Genomic DNA, 16,536 nt, shown 5'->3' with positions numbered 1-16,536 from the left:
TTCGAAAGGGGGGTCAGCGGTCCTCGAGGTCGCCCTCGGTCTCCAGGTAGACCTGCTGCAGCTCGGCGAGGAGCTGCGGGTCGGGCTGCTTCCACAACTCGCGCTGGGAGGCCTCGAGGAGCCGCTCGGCGATGCCGTGCAACGCCCACGGGTTGGACTCCTCCATGAACTTGCGGTTCTCCGGATCGAGCACGTAGTTCTCGGTGAGCTTGTCGTACATCCAGTCCGCCATGACGCCGGCGGTGGCGTCGAAGCCGAACAGGTAGTCCACCGTCGCGGCCATCTCGAAGGCGCCCTTGTAGCCGTGCCGGCGCATCGCCGCCATCCAGCGCGGGTTCACGACGCGGGCGCGGAAGACGCGGTTGGTCTCCTCGCTGAGCGTGCGGGTGCGCACGGAGTCGGGCCGCGTCGAGTCGCCGACGTACGCCTCGGGGTCGGAACCGGTCAGGTGGCGGACCGTCGCGACCATGCCGCCGTGGTACTGGAAGTAGTCGTCGGAGTCGGCGATGTCGTGCTCACGCGTGTCGATGTTCTTGGCCGCCACCGCGATCCGACGGTACGCCGCCCGCATGTCGTCCGCCGCCGGCGCACCGTCGAGCCCGCGCCCGTAGGCGTACCCGCCCCACGCCGTGTAGACCTCGGCGAGATCGGCATCGGTGCGCCAGTTCTTCGAGTCGATCAGCTGCAGCAGGCCCGCGCCGTACGTGCCGGGCTTGGACCCGAAGACGCGCGTCGTCGCGCGCCGGGCATCCCCGTGGTCCGCGAGCGCGGCACGGGTGTGCGCGGCGACGAAATTGGACTCGTCCGGCTCGTTGAGCTGAGCCACCAGCTGGACGGCGTCGTCGAGCATGGCCACGACGTGCGGGAAGGCGTCGCGGAAGAAGCCCGAGATCCGGACCGTGACGTCGATCCGCGGACGCCCCAGCTCCTCCAGACCGATCACCTCCAGGCCGGAGACCCGGCGGGACTGCTCGTCCCACACCGGCGTGACGCCGAGCAGCGCCAGCACCTCGGCGATGTCGTCGCCGGCGGTCCGCATCGCGGAGGTGCCCCACACCGACAGTCCGACGGACCGCGGGTACTCCCCGTGCTCGGCGTGGTACCGCTCGACCAACGACGAGGCGAGCTCCTGTCCCGTCGCCCACGCGAGCCGTGAGGGCACGGCCTTCGGATCCACCGAGTAGAAGTTCCGCCCCGTCGGCAGCACGTTGATCAGGCCCCGCAGCGGCGAACCCGACGGCCCGGCGGGCACGAAGCCGCCGCTGAGCGCCCGCAGCACGTTCTCGATCTCGTCGCCCGTGCGGCGCAGGCGCGGCACGATCTCGGTGGCCGCGAAGTCCAGGATCTTCGCCACGGCCGGGTCGTCCGTCAGGGCCGCCATGGCCGACGGTGCCCAGTCGACCGCCGCGGCGGCGACCACCAGTTCGCGGGCGCGGGCCTCGAACTCGTCGGTCTTCGCCCGGGAATCGGCCCCGCCCACCGTGTCCTCGTCGAGCCCCAGGGCCTCGCGCAGGCCGGGCGTGTGCACCGCGCCCGCCCACATCTGCTTGGCCCGCAACATCGCCAGCACGAGATCCGTCTCGACCTCGTCCGTGGGTGCCTGCCCCAGGATGTGCAGGCCGTCGCGGATCTGGACGTCCTTGATCTCGCACAGCCAGCCGTCGACGTGCAGGATCATGTCATCGAACGAGTCCTCGTCGGGCTGGTCGGTCAGCCCCAGGTCGTGGTCGAGTTTCGCGGCCTGCAGCAGGGTCCAGATCTGCTGCCGGATCATCGGCAGTTTCGCCGGGTCCAGGCTCGCGACATTGGCGTACTCGTCCAGGTGCTGCTCGAGCCGGGCGATGTCGCCGTAGCTCTCGGCGCGCGCCATCGGCGGGATGAGGTGGTCGACGAGCACGGCGTGGGCGCGACGCTTGGCCTGCGTGCCCTCCCCCGGGTCGTTGACGAGGAAGGGGTAGATCAGCGGCAGGTCGCCGAGGGCGGCGTCGGTGCCGCACGCGGCGGACATGCCGAGGGTCTTGCCGGGCAGCCACTCGAGGTTGCCGTGCTTGCCGAGGTGGATCACCGCGTCGGCGCCGAAGCCGTGCTCGCGGTCGGCGACCCAGCGGTAGCTCGCCAGATAGTGATGGCTGGGCGGCAGGTCCGGGTCGTGGTAGATGGCGACGGGATTCTCGCCGAAGCCGCGGGGCGGCTGCACCATCACCGTGAGGTTCCCGAATCGCAGCGCGGCGATCGCGATGTCGCCGGAGCCCGTCGTGAACAGTCCGCCCGGCGCCTGACCCCAGTGCTCGGTCACCGCGTCGCGCAGTTGCTGTGGGAGCGTGGCGAACCAGGCGCGGTAGGTCTCGGGGTCGACGGTGACCTCGCTCCCGTCGAGCCGTTCGTCGGAGAGCCAGTCGGGGTCCTGGCCGCCCCGGGCGATGACGGCGTGGATGAACGCGTCGGAGTCGTTTGCCTCCAAGCCCGGGATGTCCGACGGTGCGCCGATGTCGTAGCCCGCGTCCGCGAGCCGGCGGATCAGCTCCAGCGCCGACTGCGGCGTGTCCAGGCCGACGGCGTTGCCGATCCGGGCGTGCTTCGTCGGGTACGCCGACAGCATGAGCGCGATCCGCTTGTCCGCGTTCGGGATCGAACGCAGTCGAGCGTGGCGCAGCGCGAGACCCGCGACCCGGCCGGCACGCTCGGCGTCCGGCACGTACGACGGGAGGCCGTCGTCGCCGATCTCCTTGAAGGAGAAGGGCACGGTGATGATGCGGCCGTCGAACTCCGGGATCGCGACCTGCGTCGCCACGTCGAGCGGGCTGAGTCCGTCATCGCTGGACGCCCACTGCTCGCGGGAGGTGGTGAGCGCCAGCGCCTGCAGGATCGGGACGTCGAGCGCTGCGAGCCGGCCCACGTCCCACGACTCGTCGTCGCCGCCCGCGGCGGCGCCCGCCGCGTTGACCCCGCCCGCGGCGAGGACCGTGACGACCAGCGCGTCGAGGGTCGCGAGTTCGGTGAACAGGGCGTCGTCGGCGGCGCGCAGGGAGGCGCAGAAGATCGGTACGGCCGTGCCGCCGCGCGACTCGATCGCCGCGGCCAGCGCATCGATGTAGGCGGTGTTGCCGGCCAGGTGCTGGGCCCGGTAGTAGAGCACGCCCACGCGCGGTCCGGCGGGGCCGGTGGGGCGGGGCACGATTCCCCACTGCGGCGCGGTCACCGGCGGCTCGAAGCCCTCACCGGCCAGCAGGACGGTGTCCGAGAGGAAGTTGTACAGCTGCGCCAGATTCTCGGGACCGCCCTCGGCCAGGTAGGCGTGCGCCTGCGTGGCGACGCCGGCGGCCACCGTCGAGGCCTCCATCAGATCGGCGTCGGGCGCCTGCTCCCCCGAGACCACGACCACCGGCTTCCCACTGGCCGCGAGCGCGTCGAGGCCGTTCTCCCAGTACCGGCGGCCGCCGAGGATGCGGACGAGCACGATATCGGCACCGTCGAGCAGGCCGGGGAGGTCGAGGTCGACGCTGATACGGGCCGGATTCGCCCACCGGTAGTCGGCGCCGCTCGCCTTGGCACTCAACAGATCGGTGTCGGAGGTGGAGAGCAGCAGGATCATGTAGGCGACCCTATGTCACGGTCCTCGCATGGAGGCCGGGCAGGCGGCGGTACGCCCCGCGGATGTGTGCCTCGGAGAGGTCGGCCGCCCGGTCGGCATCCCCCGCCTCGATGGCGTCCAGGATCGCGCGGTGCTCGCGCTGGAGCACCGCCGTCAGCTCCGGCCAGTCGTCGATCTCCTCGAACGCGGCGAGGATCCCCGCACGCAGGGCGTTGCGGATCGCCACCGTCACCGTCGTCACCAGACGGTTCCCGCAGGCCTCGGCGATGGCCGTGTGAAAGGCCGTGTCGGCGTCGTTGAACGCGGCGCGGTCCGGACCGGCTGCGTCCATCGCGTCGATCGCGGCGCGGACGGGGGCCAGCGCGTCGCGATCGGTCTCGCGGGCCGCCAGGGACACCGACGACCGCTCGAGCAGCACCCGCGCTTCGACGATCTCCGCGAACTCGAAATTGGTGAGGGCGATGTGCAAGCGCAGGAAGTGGCTCAGCGCATCGGCGGGCATGGCGCTGACGAACGTGCCGGCCTTCGGGCCGCTGCCGGTTCCTGCCGTGACCACGCCCTGCGCCTCGAGGACGCGTAGGGCCTCGCGGACTGCGGGGCGGCTGACCTGAAGTCGCGAGGCCAGGTCGCGTTCCGCGGGGAGCGCGTCGCCCACGCGCAGGGAGCCGGACAGGATCTGCTCCTCGATGGCGCTGATGACCAGCTGATAGGTGCGCGTGCGTGACACCGGGGACCACTCCGGGGCTCCGGTGCTGTCCACGCCTGCGCGGGCGTCCTGCGGGTCGAGCGTCATGGTCCCCAGCTTCCCACGCCGTTCATCGGATCTTGACATGTGACTCCAATCACCCTATCTTCATCGTGTGGTCAGACCATACGAACGGTTTGCCGCAAACTCAGCCCCCTCATCCCCGGGAGAGACGTGTACGTTCCCGAACTCGCGCCCGTCGCGGGCAATCTCATGTGGTCGGCGTTGTTCGGCACACTGCCGCTGCTCACGGTCTTCATCACCCTCGGCGCATTGCGCTGGAAGGCCCACTACGCCGGTCTCGCCGGACTCGCGGTCGCGCTGGCCGTCGCGGTCCTCTGCTACGACATGCCGGTCGACCTCGCCGCACTGTCGGCCACGCAGGGGCTGGCCTTCGGGCTGTTCCCGATCATGTGGATCGTCATCAGCGCCATCTGGCTCTACGAACTCACCGTCACGAGCGGGCGGTTCGAGGACCTGCGACTGGTGATCGACCGGATCTCCGACGACCCGCGGATCCAGGCGATCATCATCGCCTTCTGCTTCGGCGGCCTGCTCGAAGCGCTCGCCGGATTCGGTGCTCCCGTCGCCATCACGGGCGTCATGCTCATGGCCGTCGGCTTCACCGCACTCCGTGCCGCGGCGGTGGTGCTGTTGGCGAACACGGCGCCGGTCGCCTTCGGCGCCATCGCCCTGCCGATCCTCACGGCCGGCAAGCTGACGGGTATCGACTATCGCGACATCGGTGCGCAGATCGGGCACCAGACACCGCTGCTCGCCGTCTTCGTCCCGGCCTTCCTGGTGTTCCTCGCCGACGGTAAGCGGGGCCTGCGCGACGTGTGGCCGATCGCCGCGGTCGTGGGCGTGGCGTTCGGCATCACCCAGTGGTTCGCGTCCACCTTCGTCTCCGTCGAGCTCACCGACATCCTGGCGTCGCTGGTGGGTCTCGCCGTGACCGTGACCGTTCTGCGCTTCTGGCGGCCGCAGGGCACCGCGGAGGCGACGGAACGACTGCTCACCGCGCGGCGCGCAGAGATCGCCGAGGGCCGGGTGAACGTGGTCGGAGGGGGCGCCGACGACGGGGTCGTCGCGGTGCGCGAGCGCGCTCCAGAGGGCTCGATCGGGGCGCGCCGCACGTTCCTCGCGCTGTTCCCCTACCTCGTGGTCGTGGCGGCGTTCACCGTGACCAAGCTGATCGATCCGATCAACAAGGCGATGGCCGGCACCGACCTCAGGTTCGGCTGGCCCGGCCTGGACGGGAAGGTCGCGTCCGCGTCGGGCAAGGTGTCCTCGTCCACCGTCTTCACGCTCTCCTGGCTCTCCTCGCCCGGCACGGTGCTGCTGCTGTGCGGCGTCGTCGTCGCGGTGGTCTACCGGATCTCGCCCGCGCGGGCGGCCGCCGTGTGGTGGACCAACCTGGTGCGCATGCGGTGGGCGATACTCACGGTGATGCTGGTCCTGGGGCTGGCGTACGTGATGAACCAGTCCGGCCAGACGATCACCATCGGGACGTGGATCGCCGGCGCGGGCGCCGCCTTCGCCTTCTTCTCCCCGGTCCTCGGCTGGCTCGGCACCGCCGTCACCGGCTCGGACACCAGCGCCAACGCCCTGTTCGCGACCCTGCAGCAGGCGGCGGGCCAGACGACCGGCATCTCGCCCACCCTGCTCGTGGCCGCCAACACCTCGGGCGGTGTGGTGGGCAAGATGATCAGCCCGCAGAACCTGGCCATCGCGGCTACCGCGGTCGGTATGGTCGGTCGCGAGGCGGAGATCTTCCGCAAGGTGATCTGGTGGAGTCTCGGACTGCTCGTCGCGCTGTGTCTACTGGTGGGGCTGCAGTCGCAGCTCACGTGGATGGTGGTCGCATGAGGGTCGCGCTGTTCGCCACCTGTTTCAACGACACGATGTGGCCCGAGACCCCGAAGGCGGTCGTCCGGCTGCTCGAGCGGCTCGGCGTCACCGTCGAATTCCCGCAGGCCCAGACGTGCTGCGGCCAGATGTTCACCAATACCGGATACGCCGACGAGGCGATCCCGGGGGTGCGTCGGTTCGTCGATGTCTTCTCCGAGTACGACGCGGTGGTGGCACCGTCGGGATCCTGCGTGGGCTCGGTGCGGCATCAGCACGCGGCGCTGGCCGACCGGGCCGGCGACCGCGGCCTCCGCAGTGCCGTGGACGAGTTGACCCCCCGGGTGTACGAGCTCAGCGAGTTCCTGGTCGACGTGCTCGGCGTCACGGACGTGGGGGCCTACTTCCCCCACCGCGTGACCTACCACCCCACCTGTCACTCGCTACGGATGCTGCGCGTCGGCGACCGGCCACTGCGGCTGCTGCGCGCGGTCCGCGGCATCGACCTCGTCGATTTGCCCGCGGCGGATCAGTGCTGCGGTTTCGGCGGCACCTTCGCGATGAAGAACGCCGATGTCTCCGTGGCCATGGGCATGGACAAGACGGCGTGCGTCCGCGAGACCGACGCGCAGGTGCTCGTCGCCGGCGACAACTCGTGCCTCGCGCACATCGGGGGCCTGCTCTCCCTGGAGAAGGCCGGGGTCCGCACCCTGCATCTGGCCGAGATTCTGGCATCGACCGAGGAGGATCCCGCATGAGCACAACCTCGACCGGACATCCGCACGTGGGCGTGACCCGCACGTTCGTCGGCATGCCGAAGTTCCCCGTCGCGGCCCACGAGGCCCTCGCCGACGCGACGCTGCGCCGCAATCTCAAGCACGCGACGGGCGTGATCCGCGGTAAGCGGGCGGCCGTCGTCGGCGAACTCGACGACTGGGAGGAACTGCGCGACGCAGCGGAGGCGATCAAGAACCGCACTCTGCGGCACCTCGACCACTACCTCGAGCAGTTCGAGGCCAACGCCACCGCCGCCGGCGCGGTGGTGCACTGGGCGCGCGATGCGGAGGAGGCCGATCGCATCGTCGTCGATCTGGTCCGCCAGACGGGCTCGCGCGAGGTGGTCAAGGTCAAGTCCATGGCCACGCAGGAGATCGAGCTCAACGAGGCGCTGGAGGCCGCGGGGATCGCGGCCTGGGAGACCGACCTGGCGGAGCTGATCGTCCAGCTCGGAGAGGACTGGCCGAGCCACATCCTGGTGCCCGCCATCCATCGCAATCGCACCGAGGTCCGCGACATCTTCCTGCGCCGCATGAAGGAGGTCGGGCGTCCCGCTCCGGAGGACCTGACCGACGATCCCGCGCGGCTCGCCGAGGCCGCCCGACTGCACCTGCGCGAGAAGTTCCTGCGGGCCGAGGTCGCCGTCAGCGGCGCGAACTTCGCCATCGCCGACACCGGCGGCCTGGTGGTCGTCGAGTCCGAGGGCAACGGCCGCATGTGCCTGACGCTGCCCAAGACCCTGATCTCGGTGGTGGGCATCGAGAAGATCCTGCCCACCTTCGATGATCTCGAGGTCTTCCTGCAGGTCCTCCCCCGCTCCAGCACCGGCGAGCGGGAGAACCCGTACACCTCCATCTGGACCGGACCCGCGGCGGACGGCGATGGGCCCGAGGCGGTCCACATCGTGCTGGTGGACAACCACCGCACCGACGTCCTCGCCGATCAGGTCGGGCGCGCCGCACTGCGGTGCATCCGCTGCTCCGCGTGCCTGAACGTATGCCCGGTGTACGAGCGCGCCGGCGGCCACAGCTACGGCTCGGTGTACCCCGGCCCGATCGGGGCGGTGCTCACTCCGCAATTGCGCGGGACCTCCTCGGAGATCGACAAGTCGCTGCCCTTCGCCTCGAGCCTGTGCGGCGCGTGCTACGACGTCTGTCCCGTGAAGATCGACATCCCCGACCTGCTCGTCCACCTGCGCACGCGGGTGGTCGACGAGCGGCGCGGCGGCGTTCCCACCCCCGAGGCCGCGGCGATGAAGGCCGCCTCGTGGATGTTCGGCAGCGACGCCCGGCTGCGCGCGGCGCAGCGCGCGGCGACGTTCGGCGGCAAGGTCTTCCGCAACCGTGAGAGCTTCGGGAGACTGCCGGGCCCGATGCGCGGGTGGAGCGCCGAGCGCGACACCCCCGTGCCGCCCACCGAGACCTTCCGCCAATGGTGGAACCGCGAGCAGAAGGGGCGGGAGAAATGACGAGCGCGCGCGAGGAGATCCTGCGCCGGGTACGCACCGCCCTGGCGGACGTGGCCGACGCACCGGTCGAGGAGGCCCCGATCCCCTGGACCTACGGGCGTCCCGTGGGGACCGGAGAGCTGGGCGTCGTCGACCGGTTCGCGGAACGGGTGGCCGACTACCGCGCGGAGGTCCGACGGTGCGCCGCGGCGGACCTCGGCCCGACGGTGCGCGCCGCCCTCGCACGGTTCATCGACGACGGCGGCGCGAGCGACGGCGGACCGTCGGGCGTGCTGGGTGACGACGTGGTCCGGGAGCTGGTGCCCGGCCCGGTCCCGTGGGTGGCCGACGACCTCCTCGCGCCGGACCGGCTCGATGCGGTCGCGGCGGTGGTGACCACCGCCACCGTCGGGATCGCCAACACCGGGACCATCGTGCTCGATCACGGTCCGGGCCAGGGGCGGCGCGCCGTGTCGCTCGTCCCCGATGTGCACGTGTGCATCGTGCGCACGGATCAGATCGTCGACGACGTCCCCGCCGCGGTGGCCGCGCTGCGCGCGAGCGGTGCGCACGTGCGGCCGCTGACCTGGATCAGCGGGCCCAGCGCGACCAGCGACATCGAGTTGGACCGGGTGGAGGGGGTGCACGGCCCGCGCACGCTCGTGGTGGTGATCGTCGAGTGAGCGCTCAGAGCACGGCGCCGTGCATGATCACCGCCGCGGACGCGGCCCCGATGTCGGGCACGTCGGCGTCGGCGGCGTAGGCGACGGTGCTGGCCGTCTCGATCCGGACCCCGTCGGCGGTGGCCACGACGCAGTCGACCTCGAACAGATCGATGCCCGCCTTGGTGATCCGGTCGGTGATCCGCGCGCCGAGGGAGACCACGTCACCGATGCGGAGCGGCACCAGCTGCCGCACGGTCTGCGCCACGTGGAGCACCCGGCTCAGGTCGAAGTCGTCGACCGCATCGGCCATGAGCTTCGCGGCCGCCTTGAACACCGGGTCGGCGACGATGAGCGGCGGCACGGGCGTGTCGTGCGCGACCACCCGACTGCTCGAGTAGGGCACGTGCGGCGACCTGGTGGCCCGCGCGTAGGCCCGCACCCCCTCGGAGTCGACCGCGTAGCAGTCGTCGAGCCACAGGGTGTAGTCGTCGCGCGTCATTCGGCGACTGTAGCGCCCCGTACCGCATCCGGACGGGCCATCGTCAGGTCGAGCAGCGCGGTCATGGACAGGTAGACGTCCGTGAGCGGGTAGATGTCTCGGGCGGCCCGGGCACGGGCGACGGCGCCCTCGATCGAGCTCATGAACACCGATGCGAAGACCAGCGCGGCCTGCTGCTCCACGCCGTAATCCACGAGTGCCGTGGCGAAGCGGCGTTCGCATTCGGTGTACGCGGCGGTGGCCGCGTCCTGGACCCGGGGCGCACCGTCGGCGAGCGCGGCCGCGAGGAGCGGGCACCCGACCTGGAACTCGGAGCGCACGAGCACGCGCTTCCACAGCTCTATGAACCGGCCGATCCACTCGTGCGGCTCCCCCTTGCTGGTGGCGGCGTCGATGTACCGCAACAGCCGCCGGCCGGCGAGTGACGTGGAGGCTTCCACGAGCTCCGCCTTACCGCCCGGGAAGTACTGGTAGAGGGAGTTCTTCGAGGCCTGCGACTGCGCCGTCAACTCGGCCAGCCCGGCGTCCGCGAAGCCGTGGCGGCCCACCAGGTTCAAGGCGGTGTTGACGAGGCGGACCCGGGGACGCGGGCGCGGCTTCGGGGCGGTCGACATCGGGCGCGATCTCTCCTCCGGGTGCGAAGTGAACAACGAATCGCCGTTGACGAATGTTGCCACGCGGTGTGGCGGCGCTTGTTTGAACCGCTCGGTTCATGTTACCAATGACGGGTCGGTGAACCGAATGGTTCACCCCTTGCAACCCCCCCTCGAACGGAGTCACACACGCATGACCGCCCCCGCCCGGATCGCCCCTCCCGCCCCCGCTGAGCAGTCGAACGTCAGCTACCTGGGAATCGGCGCCTACCGTCCGCGGCGCGTCGTGCCGAACTCCGAGATCGTCGACAAGATCGAGTCCAGCGACGAGTGGATCAAGACCCGGTCGGGCATCGAGTCGCGGCACTTCGCCGAGGACGACGAGACCATCCTCGAGATGTCGGTCAAGGCCGCCGAGCGCGCCGTGCGGGCCTCCGGCATCGACCCGGAGCAGATCGACTGCGTCATCGCCGCCACCAACACCCGCCTGGAGCTGGGCCCCTCGCTCGCGCCGCAGATCGCCAAGGCGCTCGGCAAGGTCGGGATCCCCGCCTTCGACATCACCGCCGGCTGCTCGGGTTTCACCACCGCCGCGGCCGTCGGCACCGACCTGATCCGCGCGGGCACCGCGAAGTACGTCGTGGTCGTGGGCGTCGAGCGCCTGTCGGACCTGATCTCGCCCGAGGACCGCACCTGCGCGTTCATCTTCGCCGACGGTGCCGGTGCCGCGGTGCTCGGGCCGTCCGAGGAGGTGGGCGTCTCCCAGGTGTCGTGGGGCGCCGACGGCGAGTTCACCACCGCGATCTACCAGGACAAGGACTTCGGCACCTACTTCGACGAGGTGCACGCGTTCCGGGACGACACCGCGGGGACGGAGGCGCCGGTGCGCCCGTTCCTTCGCATGGAGGGCCGCAAGGTCTTCCGCTGGGCCGCCACCGCGCTGCTGCCCGCCTGCCAGGAGGCGCTCAAGCTGGCCGGTCTCACGTCGAAGGACATCGACGTCTTCGTGCCGCACCAGGCCAATCTGCGCATCACCCAGGTCCTCATCAAGGCGCTCGAGCTGCGCGAGGACTGCGTGATCGCCGAGGACATCGTGACCACCGGCAACACGTCGGCCGCGTCCATCCCGCTCGCCATCGAGGAACTGCTGCGCACCGGCAAGGCGAAGCCCGGTCAGACCGCGCTCGTGATGGCCTTCGGCTCCGGGCTGGCCTACGCCGGCCATGTCATCACGCTGCCCCCGGTGTACGTCGAGGACTGATCGCCCTGCCGTCGAAGCAGCCCGACTCCTGCCCGGGCGTCCTGCGACCGCACCCCGCGGCCGACGGTGCGCTCGTGCGGGTTCGCCTGCCCGGCGGGCGGATCTCCCCCGCCGCGCTGGAGGAACTCGCGGAACTCTCCGGGGAGAACGCGCTCGAGCTGACCTCGCGCGGCAATGTTCAGCTGCGCGGCGTGATCGACCAGGAGGACGCTCGCGAGCGACTGCACGCGGTGGGCCTGCTGCCGTCGGCGACCCACGAGCGGGTCCGCAACATCGTCGCCTCCCCCCTGGCGGGCTCCGGGGTGGACGCGCTCGTCACCCAGCTCGACACGCGGCTGCAGGGCACCGCGGAACTGGCCGATCTGCCGGGCCGCTTCCTGTTCGCCCTCGACGACGGGACTCACGATGTCGCCGCGCTGGCCGCGGACGCAGAGCTCCGCGGCGGGGTGGTGCATCTCGACGGCCACCCGACCGACCTGCCCGCCACCGTCGCGCACCTCCTGGACGCCGCGCAGGCCTTCCTCGACCTGCGCACCGACGAATGGCGGGTCCGGGACCTGCCCGACGGTGCCGAGCGCATCGCCCGGGAGCTGGGTGGCCGGGTGACCGGCCCGCGGGACGTGCCGGAGCCGCAGTCCGCACCGCCGGTGGGCTGGTTCGACCGGCCCGACGGGACCGTCGCGCTGGGCGCCGGTGTGCCGCTCGGCCGCCTCGACGCTCGCACCGCCCGGTTCGTGGCGGCGGTCGACCACCCGATCACCGTGACGCCCTGGCGCACGCTGTTCCTGCACGGGCTCGACGAGGGCGCGGCCGAGACCGTGGTGCGCGTTCTCGCCCCGATGGGCCTGATCTTCGACGCGAACTCCCCGCTGCTGCGGGTCAGCGCGTGCGTAGGCGATCACGGGTGCGCACGGGCGCAGGGCGACGCGCTGGGACACGCCGCGGAGTTGGCGAAAACGATCGGCACCGACGAGCGCGTCCACGTCGTGGCCTGCGAACGCGGGTGCGGCGCACCGTCGGGCGAACACCGACGGGTGGTCGTGCGCGACGGGGCCGACGACTAGGCTGCCCGGGTGCACGACTACCTCACCGACGGCGCCGAGATCTATCGGCGGTCGTTCGCCACGATCCGCGCGGAGTCCGACCTCTCGGACCTGTCCGGCGACGCGGAGACCGTGGCGGTCCGCATGATCCACGCCGCGGGCCAGACCGATCTCGCCGCCGACATCCGTGTCTCCGCCCGCGCAGTCGCGGCCGGCCGCGCCGCCCTCCGCTCCGGTGCCCCCATCCTCACCGACGCGAACATGGTGGCGCACGGCGTGACCCGCGCGCGCCTGCCCGTCGACAACGAGGTCGTCTGCCTGCTGCGCGACCCGCGCGTGCCGGACCTGGCCGCCGAACTCGGCACGACGCGCAGCGCCGCGGCCGTCCAGCTCTGGGGTCGGAAGCTCGACGGTGCCGTGGTCGCCATCGGGAACGCCCCGACGGCCCTGTTCCACCTGCTGGATCTGCTGGCCGCGGGAGCCCCGAGACCCGCGGTGGTGGTGGGGATCCCGGTCGGTTTCATCGGCGCCGCCGAATCCAAGGACGCGCTGGTCGCCGAGGCGGCGGGACTCGGCGTCGAGTACATCACCGTGCTGGGCCGACGCGGCGGCAGCGCGATCACGGCGGCCGCGCTCAACGCGCTGGCGCGGGAGGAGGAACTGTGACGGGCATCCTGTACGGACTGGGTGTGGGCCCCGGCGACCCGGAACTGCTCACCGTCAAGGCCGCGCGGATCATCGGCGAGGCCGATGTGGTGGCCTATCACAGTGCCCGCCACGGACGTTCGAATGCGCGGGCGTCCGCGGAACCCTACCTGCGCGAAGGCCAGACCGAGATCCGGCTCGTGTATCCGGTGACCACGGAGAACACCGATCATCCGGGCGGCTACCGCGGTGCGCTCGACGACTTCTACGCGGCGGCGGCCGAGCAGCTCGCCGAGCACCTCGCGGCGGGTCGCACCGTCGCGCTGCTCGCCGAGGGCGACCCGATGTTCTACAGCTCCTACATGCACATGCACAAGCGGCTCCGGGACAGGTTCGAGTGCCTCATCGTGCCCGGCGTGACCTCGGTGAGCGCCGCCGCGGCGGCGACGGGCGTGCCGCTCGTGGAGGCAGACGAGGTACTCACCGTGCTGCCCGGGACCCTGCCCGAGCCCGAGCTCCGCCGCCGGCTCGCCGATACCGACGCCGCCGCGATCATGAAGCTCGGGCGGACTTTCCCCACCGTCGACGGTGCGCTGCACGCCGCCGGTCGCGCCGACACGGCCTGGTACGTCGAGCGCGCGAGCCGCGCCGACGAGCGGGTTCTCGCGCTCGGTGACGTCAGTGCCGCCGACGTGCCGTACTTCGCCACGGTGCTCGTGCCCGGGCGGATCAACGCGCCCACGGCCCCGTCGGACGCGCGCGGTGAGGTGGTCGTCGTGGGCCTGGGCCCCGGCGACGAGGCCTGGACCACCCCGGAGGTGCGGCACGAACTGGCCGAAGCCACGGACATCGTCGGCTACCAGACCTACACGGACCGGGTGCGACCGCGCCCCGGCCAGCGGGTGCACGCGTCCGACAACCGGGTCGAGGCGGAGCGCGCCCGGCATGCGTTGTCATTGGCCGCGAACGGCGCCCGGGTGGCGGTGGTGAGCTCCGGCGACCCCGGGGTCTTCGCGATGGCCTCCGCCGTCGCGGAGGTCGCCGCGGATCGCGAGTTCCATGACGTGCGCGTGCGCGTCCTGCCCGGGATGACCGCAGCGAACGCCGTCGCGAGCCGCGTCGGCGCTCCGCTGGGCCACGACTACGCCGCGATCTCGCTGTCGGACTACCTCAAGCCCTGGGAGGTCATCGAGCAGCGGCTGCGCGCCGTCGCGAGCGCCGATCTCGCTCTCGCCGTGTACAACCCGGCCTCGAAGACCCGGCGCGAGCAACTGGTCCGGATGCGCGAGATCCTGCTCGAGGTCCGCGCACCCGAGACCGTCGTGGTGATCGGCCGCGCCGTCGGATCGCCGGAGGAGACGCTGACGGTGACGAGTCTCGGTGATCTGGACCCCGAGCAGGTCGACATGCGCTGCCTGCTCATCGTCGGGTCCTCGCGCACCGAGGTCACCGAGCGCGCCGCCGGCCGGATCGTGCACACGCCCCGCAGGTACTGACGGGGCCGGTACTAATCTTGGTGGGTGAGGCCACCTGTCGACGAGGAGTGAGCATGGCGAAGGCGTACTGGATCGCGTTCTACCAGGAGATCAAGGATCCCGAGAAGATGGCGGCGTACTCCGCGATCGGCGGCCCCGCCATCGTGGCGGGCGGAGGCCGGTTCGTCGTGCGCGGCCAGGCGGCCGTCGCATACGAGGCGGGAAAGATCGAACGCACCACCGTGATCGAGTTCGACAGCCTCGAGCAGGCCATCGCCACCCACGACTCCCCCGCCTACCAGGAGGCGCTCGCGGCCCTGGGCGACGGGGCGGTCCGGGAGATCCGGATCTGCGAGGGCTCCTGACGCCCGTAGGAACAGCGGCTGCGGTGGCGGCGTTGCACGACGCATGGCTTCGACCGAGTTCGACCCCCGCGCCCTGATCGCCGCCTGCCGGATCGGGGTCCTCGCGACCCTCCGTGCCGGTGGCATGCCCCAGCTCTCGCCCGTGACGACGGTGTACGACGCGGACGCCGACCGGATCCTGGTGTCGATGGCCGCGGGCCGGGCCAAGGAGGCGAACCTGCGGCGGGACCCGCGCGCCGCAGTCGAGTTCACCAGCGACGACGGTTACACCTGGGCCACCGCGGAGGGCACCGCCGAGCTCATCGGCCCGGGCACCGACCCGAACGGCCCGGAGGTGGACGCCCTCGTCGACTACTACCGCCGCGGTGCCGGCGAGCACCCCGACTGGGACGAGTACCGGGCCGTCATGATCGCGGACCGTCGGGTACTGCTGGTTCTGACGGTCACACACGTGTACGGCGCCCAGCTCCGCTGACCCGCCCGACCGCGGGATCCGCGGGAGGTGCGGGAGGTGCGGGCATCGAAATCGTTGTTCGAACCGTATGGTCGATTCGCCCATTCGGGCGTATCATGGACTCATGACCCTCCCCGTCGGATTACGTGAGTTACCGGGGCATCTGATGCCTCCGGGGCTCAACGACGCCGCCGGGTTCCGGGAGCAGACCGCGAACCTGTTGTTCGAACAACGACGGTGCGAGAACCTCACCTTCTGCCGCACGGTCACCACCCTCTACAGCCTCTACCGCACCGTCTACGCCGACGCGGAAGCCGAATACCTGCAGCTACCCGCCGCCGATGCCACCGACCGGGAACTACTCGCCCGCCGCAAAGACCTACGCCTGCGGGAGATCGCCCTCAACGCGCAGGTCGCCACCGGGCTGCGCCTGGGCCCCGACGCGGCGGACCGCGCGCTGACCGAGGCCGTCGGCCTCGTCGAACGCCTCCCCCACGTGTTCACCCTCATCGGGGACAACACCATCTCCATCCGCGCCGGGCAGGAGGCACTGCGCCGCAGCCGTGTCCTGACCGGTGAACAAGCCCGTGTCTTCGACCAACGGATCGCCGAACGGCTGGCCCGCGACCCCCTCGAACTCGTGGCGATCCCCGCCGTCCGGGAAGCAGCCGACAAGATCGTGCAAGGCATCGACCCGCACGCCGCCGAGAAACGCCGTAAACGGGCCCGCGAGGACCGCACCATCGTCTTCAAAGCCGACGACGACGGCATGGCCTCCGCCTACGCCCTACTCCCCGCCGAGGACGCACTCGAGATCTCGACACGGGTCGACGACATCGCCGACACCGTCTGCGAGCACGACCCGCGGACCATCGCCCAACGGCGAGCAGACGGACTCCTCGCCCTCGTCCAGGGCTTGCGCACCCTCGGCTGCCAGTGCGAACACCCCGGCTGCAGCCACCACGAACAACGCGCCACCGCCCACGGCACCGCCGACGCTGTGGTCACCCGCTACCGCACCCTCATCCACGTCGTGATCAACGAAACCACCCGCACCGGGCAGGACGACGCCCCCGGCTACCTCGTCGGCCACGGGCCCATCACCGCGCAACACGCCCGCGACCTCG

At 71.2% G+C, this 16,536-nt stretch carries 15 protein-coding genes; 11 read left to right on the top strand and 4 right to left on the bottom strand.

Annotated features, from left to right (window positions below):
* Positions 1–13: 13 nt before the first annotated feature.
* The gene (gene cobN / locus HF999_RS19535; protein WP_168547485.1) at positions 14–3,592 is read right to left on the bottom strand and encodes a cobaltochelatase subunit CobN; all 3,579 of its coding nucleotides are present in this window, start codon (positions 3,590–3,592) and stop codon (positions 14–16) included.
* Positions 3,593–3,602: 10 nt separating this feature from the next.
* On the bottom strand, positions 3,603–4,385 hold the full coding sequence (locus tag HF999_RS19530) for a FadR/GntR family transcriptional regulator (RefSeq protein WP_168547484.1): 783 nt from the start codon (positions 4,383–4,385) through the stop codon (positions 3,603–3,605).
* Positions 4,386–4,550: 165 nt separating this feature from the next.
* Here HF999_RS19530 and HF999_RS19525 point away from each other — a divergent pair, with 165 nt between their 5' ends.
* The 4 genes from HF999_RS19525 to HF999_RS19510 are packed head-to-tail and all read left to right on the top strand — an operon-like array spanning position 4,551 to position 9,092.
* The gene (locus HF999_RS19525) at positions 4,551–6,206 is read left to right on the top strand and encodes an L-lactate permease (protein WP_210733981.1); all 1,656 of its coding nucleotides are present in this window, start codon (positions 4,551–4,553) and stop codon (positions 6,204–6,206) included.
* Positions 6,203–6,943: a (Fe-S)-binding protein gene (locus HF999_RS19520; RefSeq protein ID WP_168547482.1), complete on the top strand. Its 741-nt coding sequence runs from the start codon at positions 6,203–6,205 to the stop codon at positions 6,941–6,943. Before HF999_RS19525 ends, HF999_RS19520 begins: the two co-directional genes overlap by 4 nt.
* Positions 6,940–8,430, top strand: a complete 1,491-nt coding sequence (locus HF999_RS19515; protein ID WP_168547481.1) for a LutB/LldF family L-lactate oxidation iron-sulfur protein — start codon at positions 6,940–6,942, stop codon at positions 8,428–8,430. The genes HF999_RS19520 and HF999_RS19515 overlap by 4 nt, the downstream gene beginning before the upstream one ends.
* The gene (locus tag HF999_RS19510) at positions 8,427–9,092 is read left to right on the top strand and encodes a LutC/YkgG family protein (protein ID WP_168547480.1); all 666 of its coding nucleotides are present in this window, start codon (positions 8,427–8,429) and stop codon (positions 9,090–9,092) included. The genes HF999_RS19515 and HF999_RS19510 overlap by 4 nt, the downstream gene beginning before the upstream one ends.
* A 4-nt stretch (positions 9,093–9,096) precedes the next feature.
* Here HF999_RS19510 and HF999_RS19505 read toward each other — a convergent pair whose 3' ends face one another.
* On the bottom strand, positions 9,097–9,573 hold the full coding sequence (locus HF999_RS19505) for an FAS1-like dehydratase domain-containing protein (RefSeq protein ID WP_168547479.1): 477 nt from the start codon (positions 9,571–9,573) through the stop codon (positions 9,097–9,099).
* Entirely contained in the window at positions 9,570–10,187 is a 618-nt protein-coding gene (locus tag HF999_RS19500) for a TetR/AcrR family transcriptional regulator (protein WP_168547478.1), read from the bottom strand. Before HF999_RS19500 ends, HF999_RS19505 begins: the two co-directional genes overlap by 4 nt.
* A 172-nt stretch (positions 10,188–10,359) precedes the next feature.
* Between HF999_RS19500 and HF999_RS19495 the strand changes: the two genes are divergently transcribed.
* From HF999_RS19495 to HF999_RS19465, 7 genes are all read left to right on the top strand, one after another.
* Positions 10,360–11,427, top strand: a complete 1,068-nt coding sequence (locus tag HF999_RS19495; protein WP_168547477.1) for a beta-ketoacyl-ACP synthase III — start codon at positions 10,360–10,362, stop codon at positions 11,425–11,427.
* Positions 11,424–12,491, top strand: coding sequence for a ferredoxin-like domain-containing protein (locus tag HF999_RS19490; RefSeq protein WP_312854211.1), 1,068 nt, complete (start codon positions 11,424–11,426; stop codon positions 12,489–12,491). The genes HF999_RS19495 and HF999_RS19490 overlap by 4 nt, the downstream gene beginning before the upstream one ends.
* Positions 12,492–12,500: 9 nt before the next feature.
* Positions 12,501–13,136: a precorrin-8X methylmutase gene (locus HF999_RS19485; RefSeq protein WP_168547475.1), complete on the top strand. Its 636-nt coding sequence runs from the start codon at positions 12,501–12,503 to the stop codon at positions 13,134–13,136.
* The gene (locus HF999_RS19480) at positions 13,133–14,611 is read left to right on the top strand and encodes a precorrin-2 C(20)-methyltransferase (protein ID WP_168547474.1); all 1,479 of its coding nucleotides are present in this window, start codon (positions 13,133–13,135) and stop codon (positions 14,609–14,611) included. Before HF999_RS19485 ends, HF999_RS19480 begins: the two co-directional genes overlap by 4 nt.
* Before the next feature lie 53 nt (positions 14,612–14,664).
* Positions 14,665–14,955 carry a DUF1330 domain-containing protein gene (locus HF999_RS19475; protein WP_168547473.1) on the top strand — a complete coding sequence of 97 codons (291 nt, stop codon included), beginning with the start codon at positions 14,665–14,667 and terminating at the stop codon, positions 14,953–14,955.
* Positions 14,956–14,998: 43 nt separating this feature from the next.
* Positions 14,999–15,430 (top strand): PPOX class F420-dependent oxidoreductase, encoded by a 432-nt coding sequence (locus tag HF999_RS19470; protein WP_168547472.1) that lies wholly within the window; start codon positions 14,999–15,001, stop codon positions 15,428–15,430.
* A 103-nt stretch (positions 15,431–15,533) separates the two neighbouring features.
* Positions 15,534–16,536, top strand: a 1,003-nt coding sequence (locus HF999_RS19465) for a DUF222 domain-containing protein (protein ID WP_168547471.1), incomplete at its 3' end; no start/stop codon positions are given.

The organism is Tsukamurella spumae (assembly GCF_012396015.1).
In the GTDB taxonomy this organism is placed as follows: domain Bacteria; phylum Actinomycetota; class Actinomycetes; order Mycobacteriales; family Mycobacteriaceae; genus Tsukamurella; species Tsukamurella spumae.
This window is presented reverse-complemented; position numbering and strand designations above follow the sequence as displayed.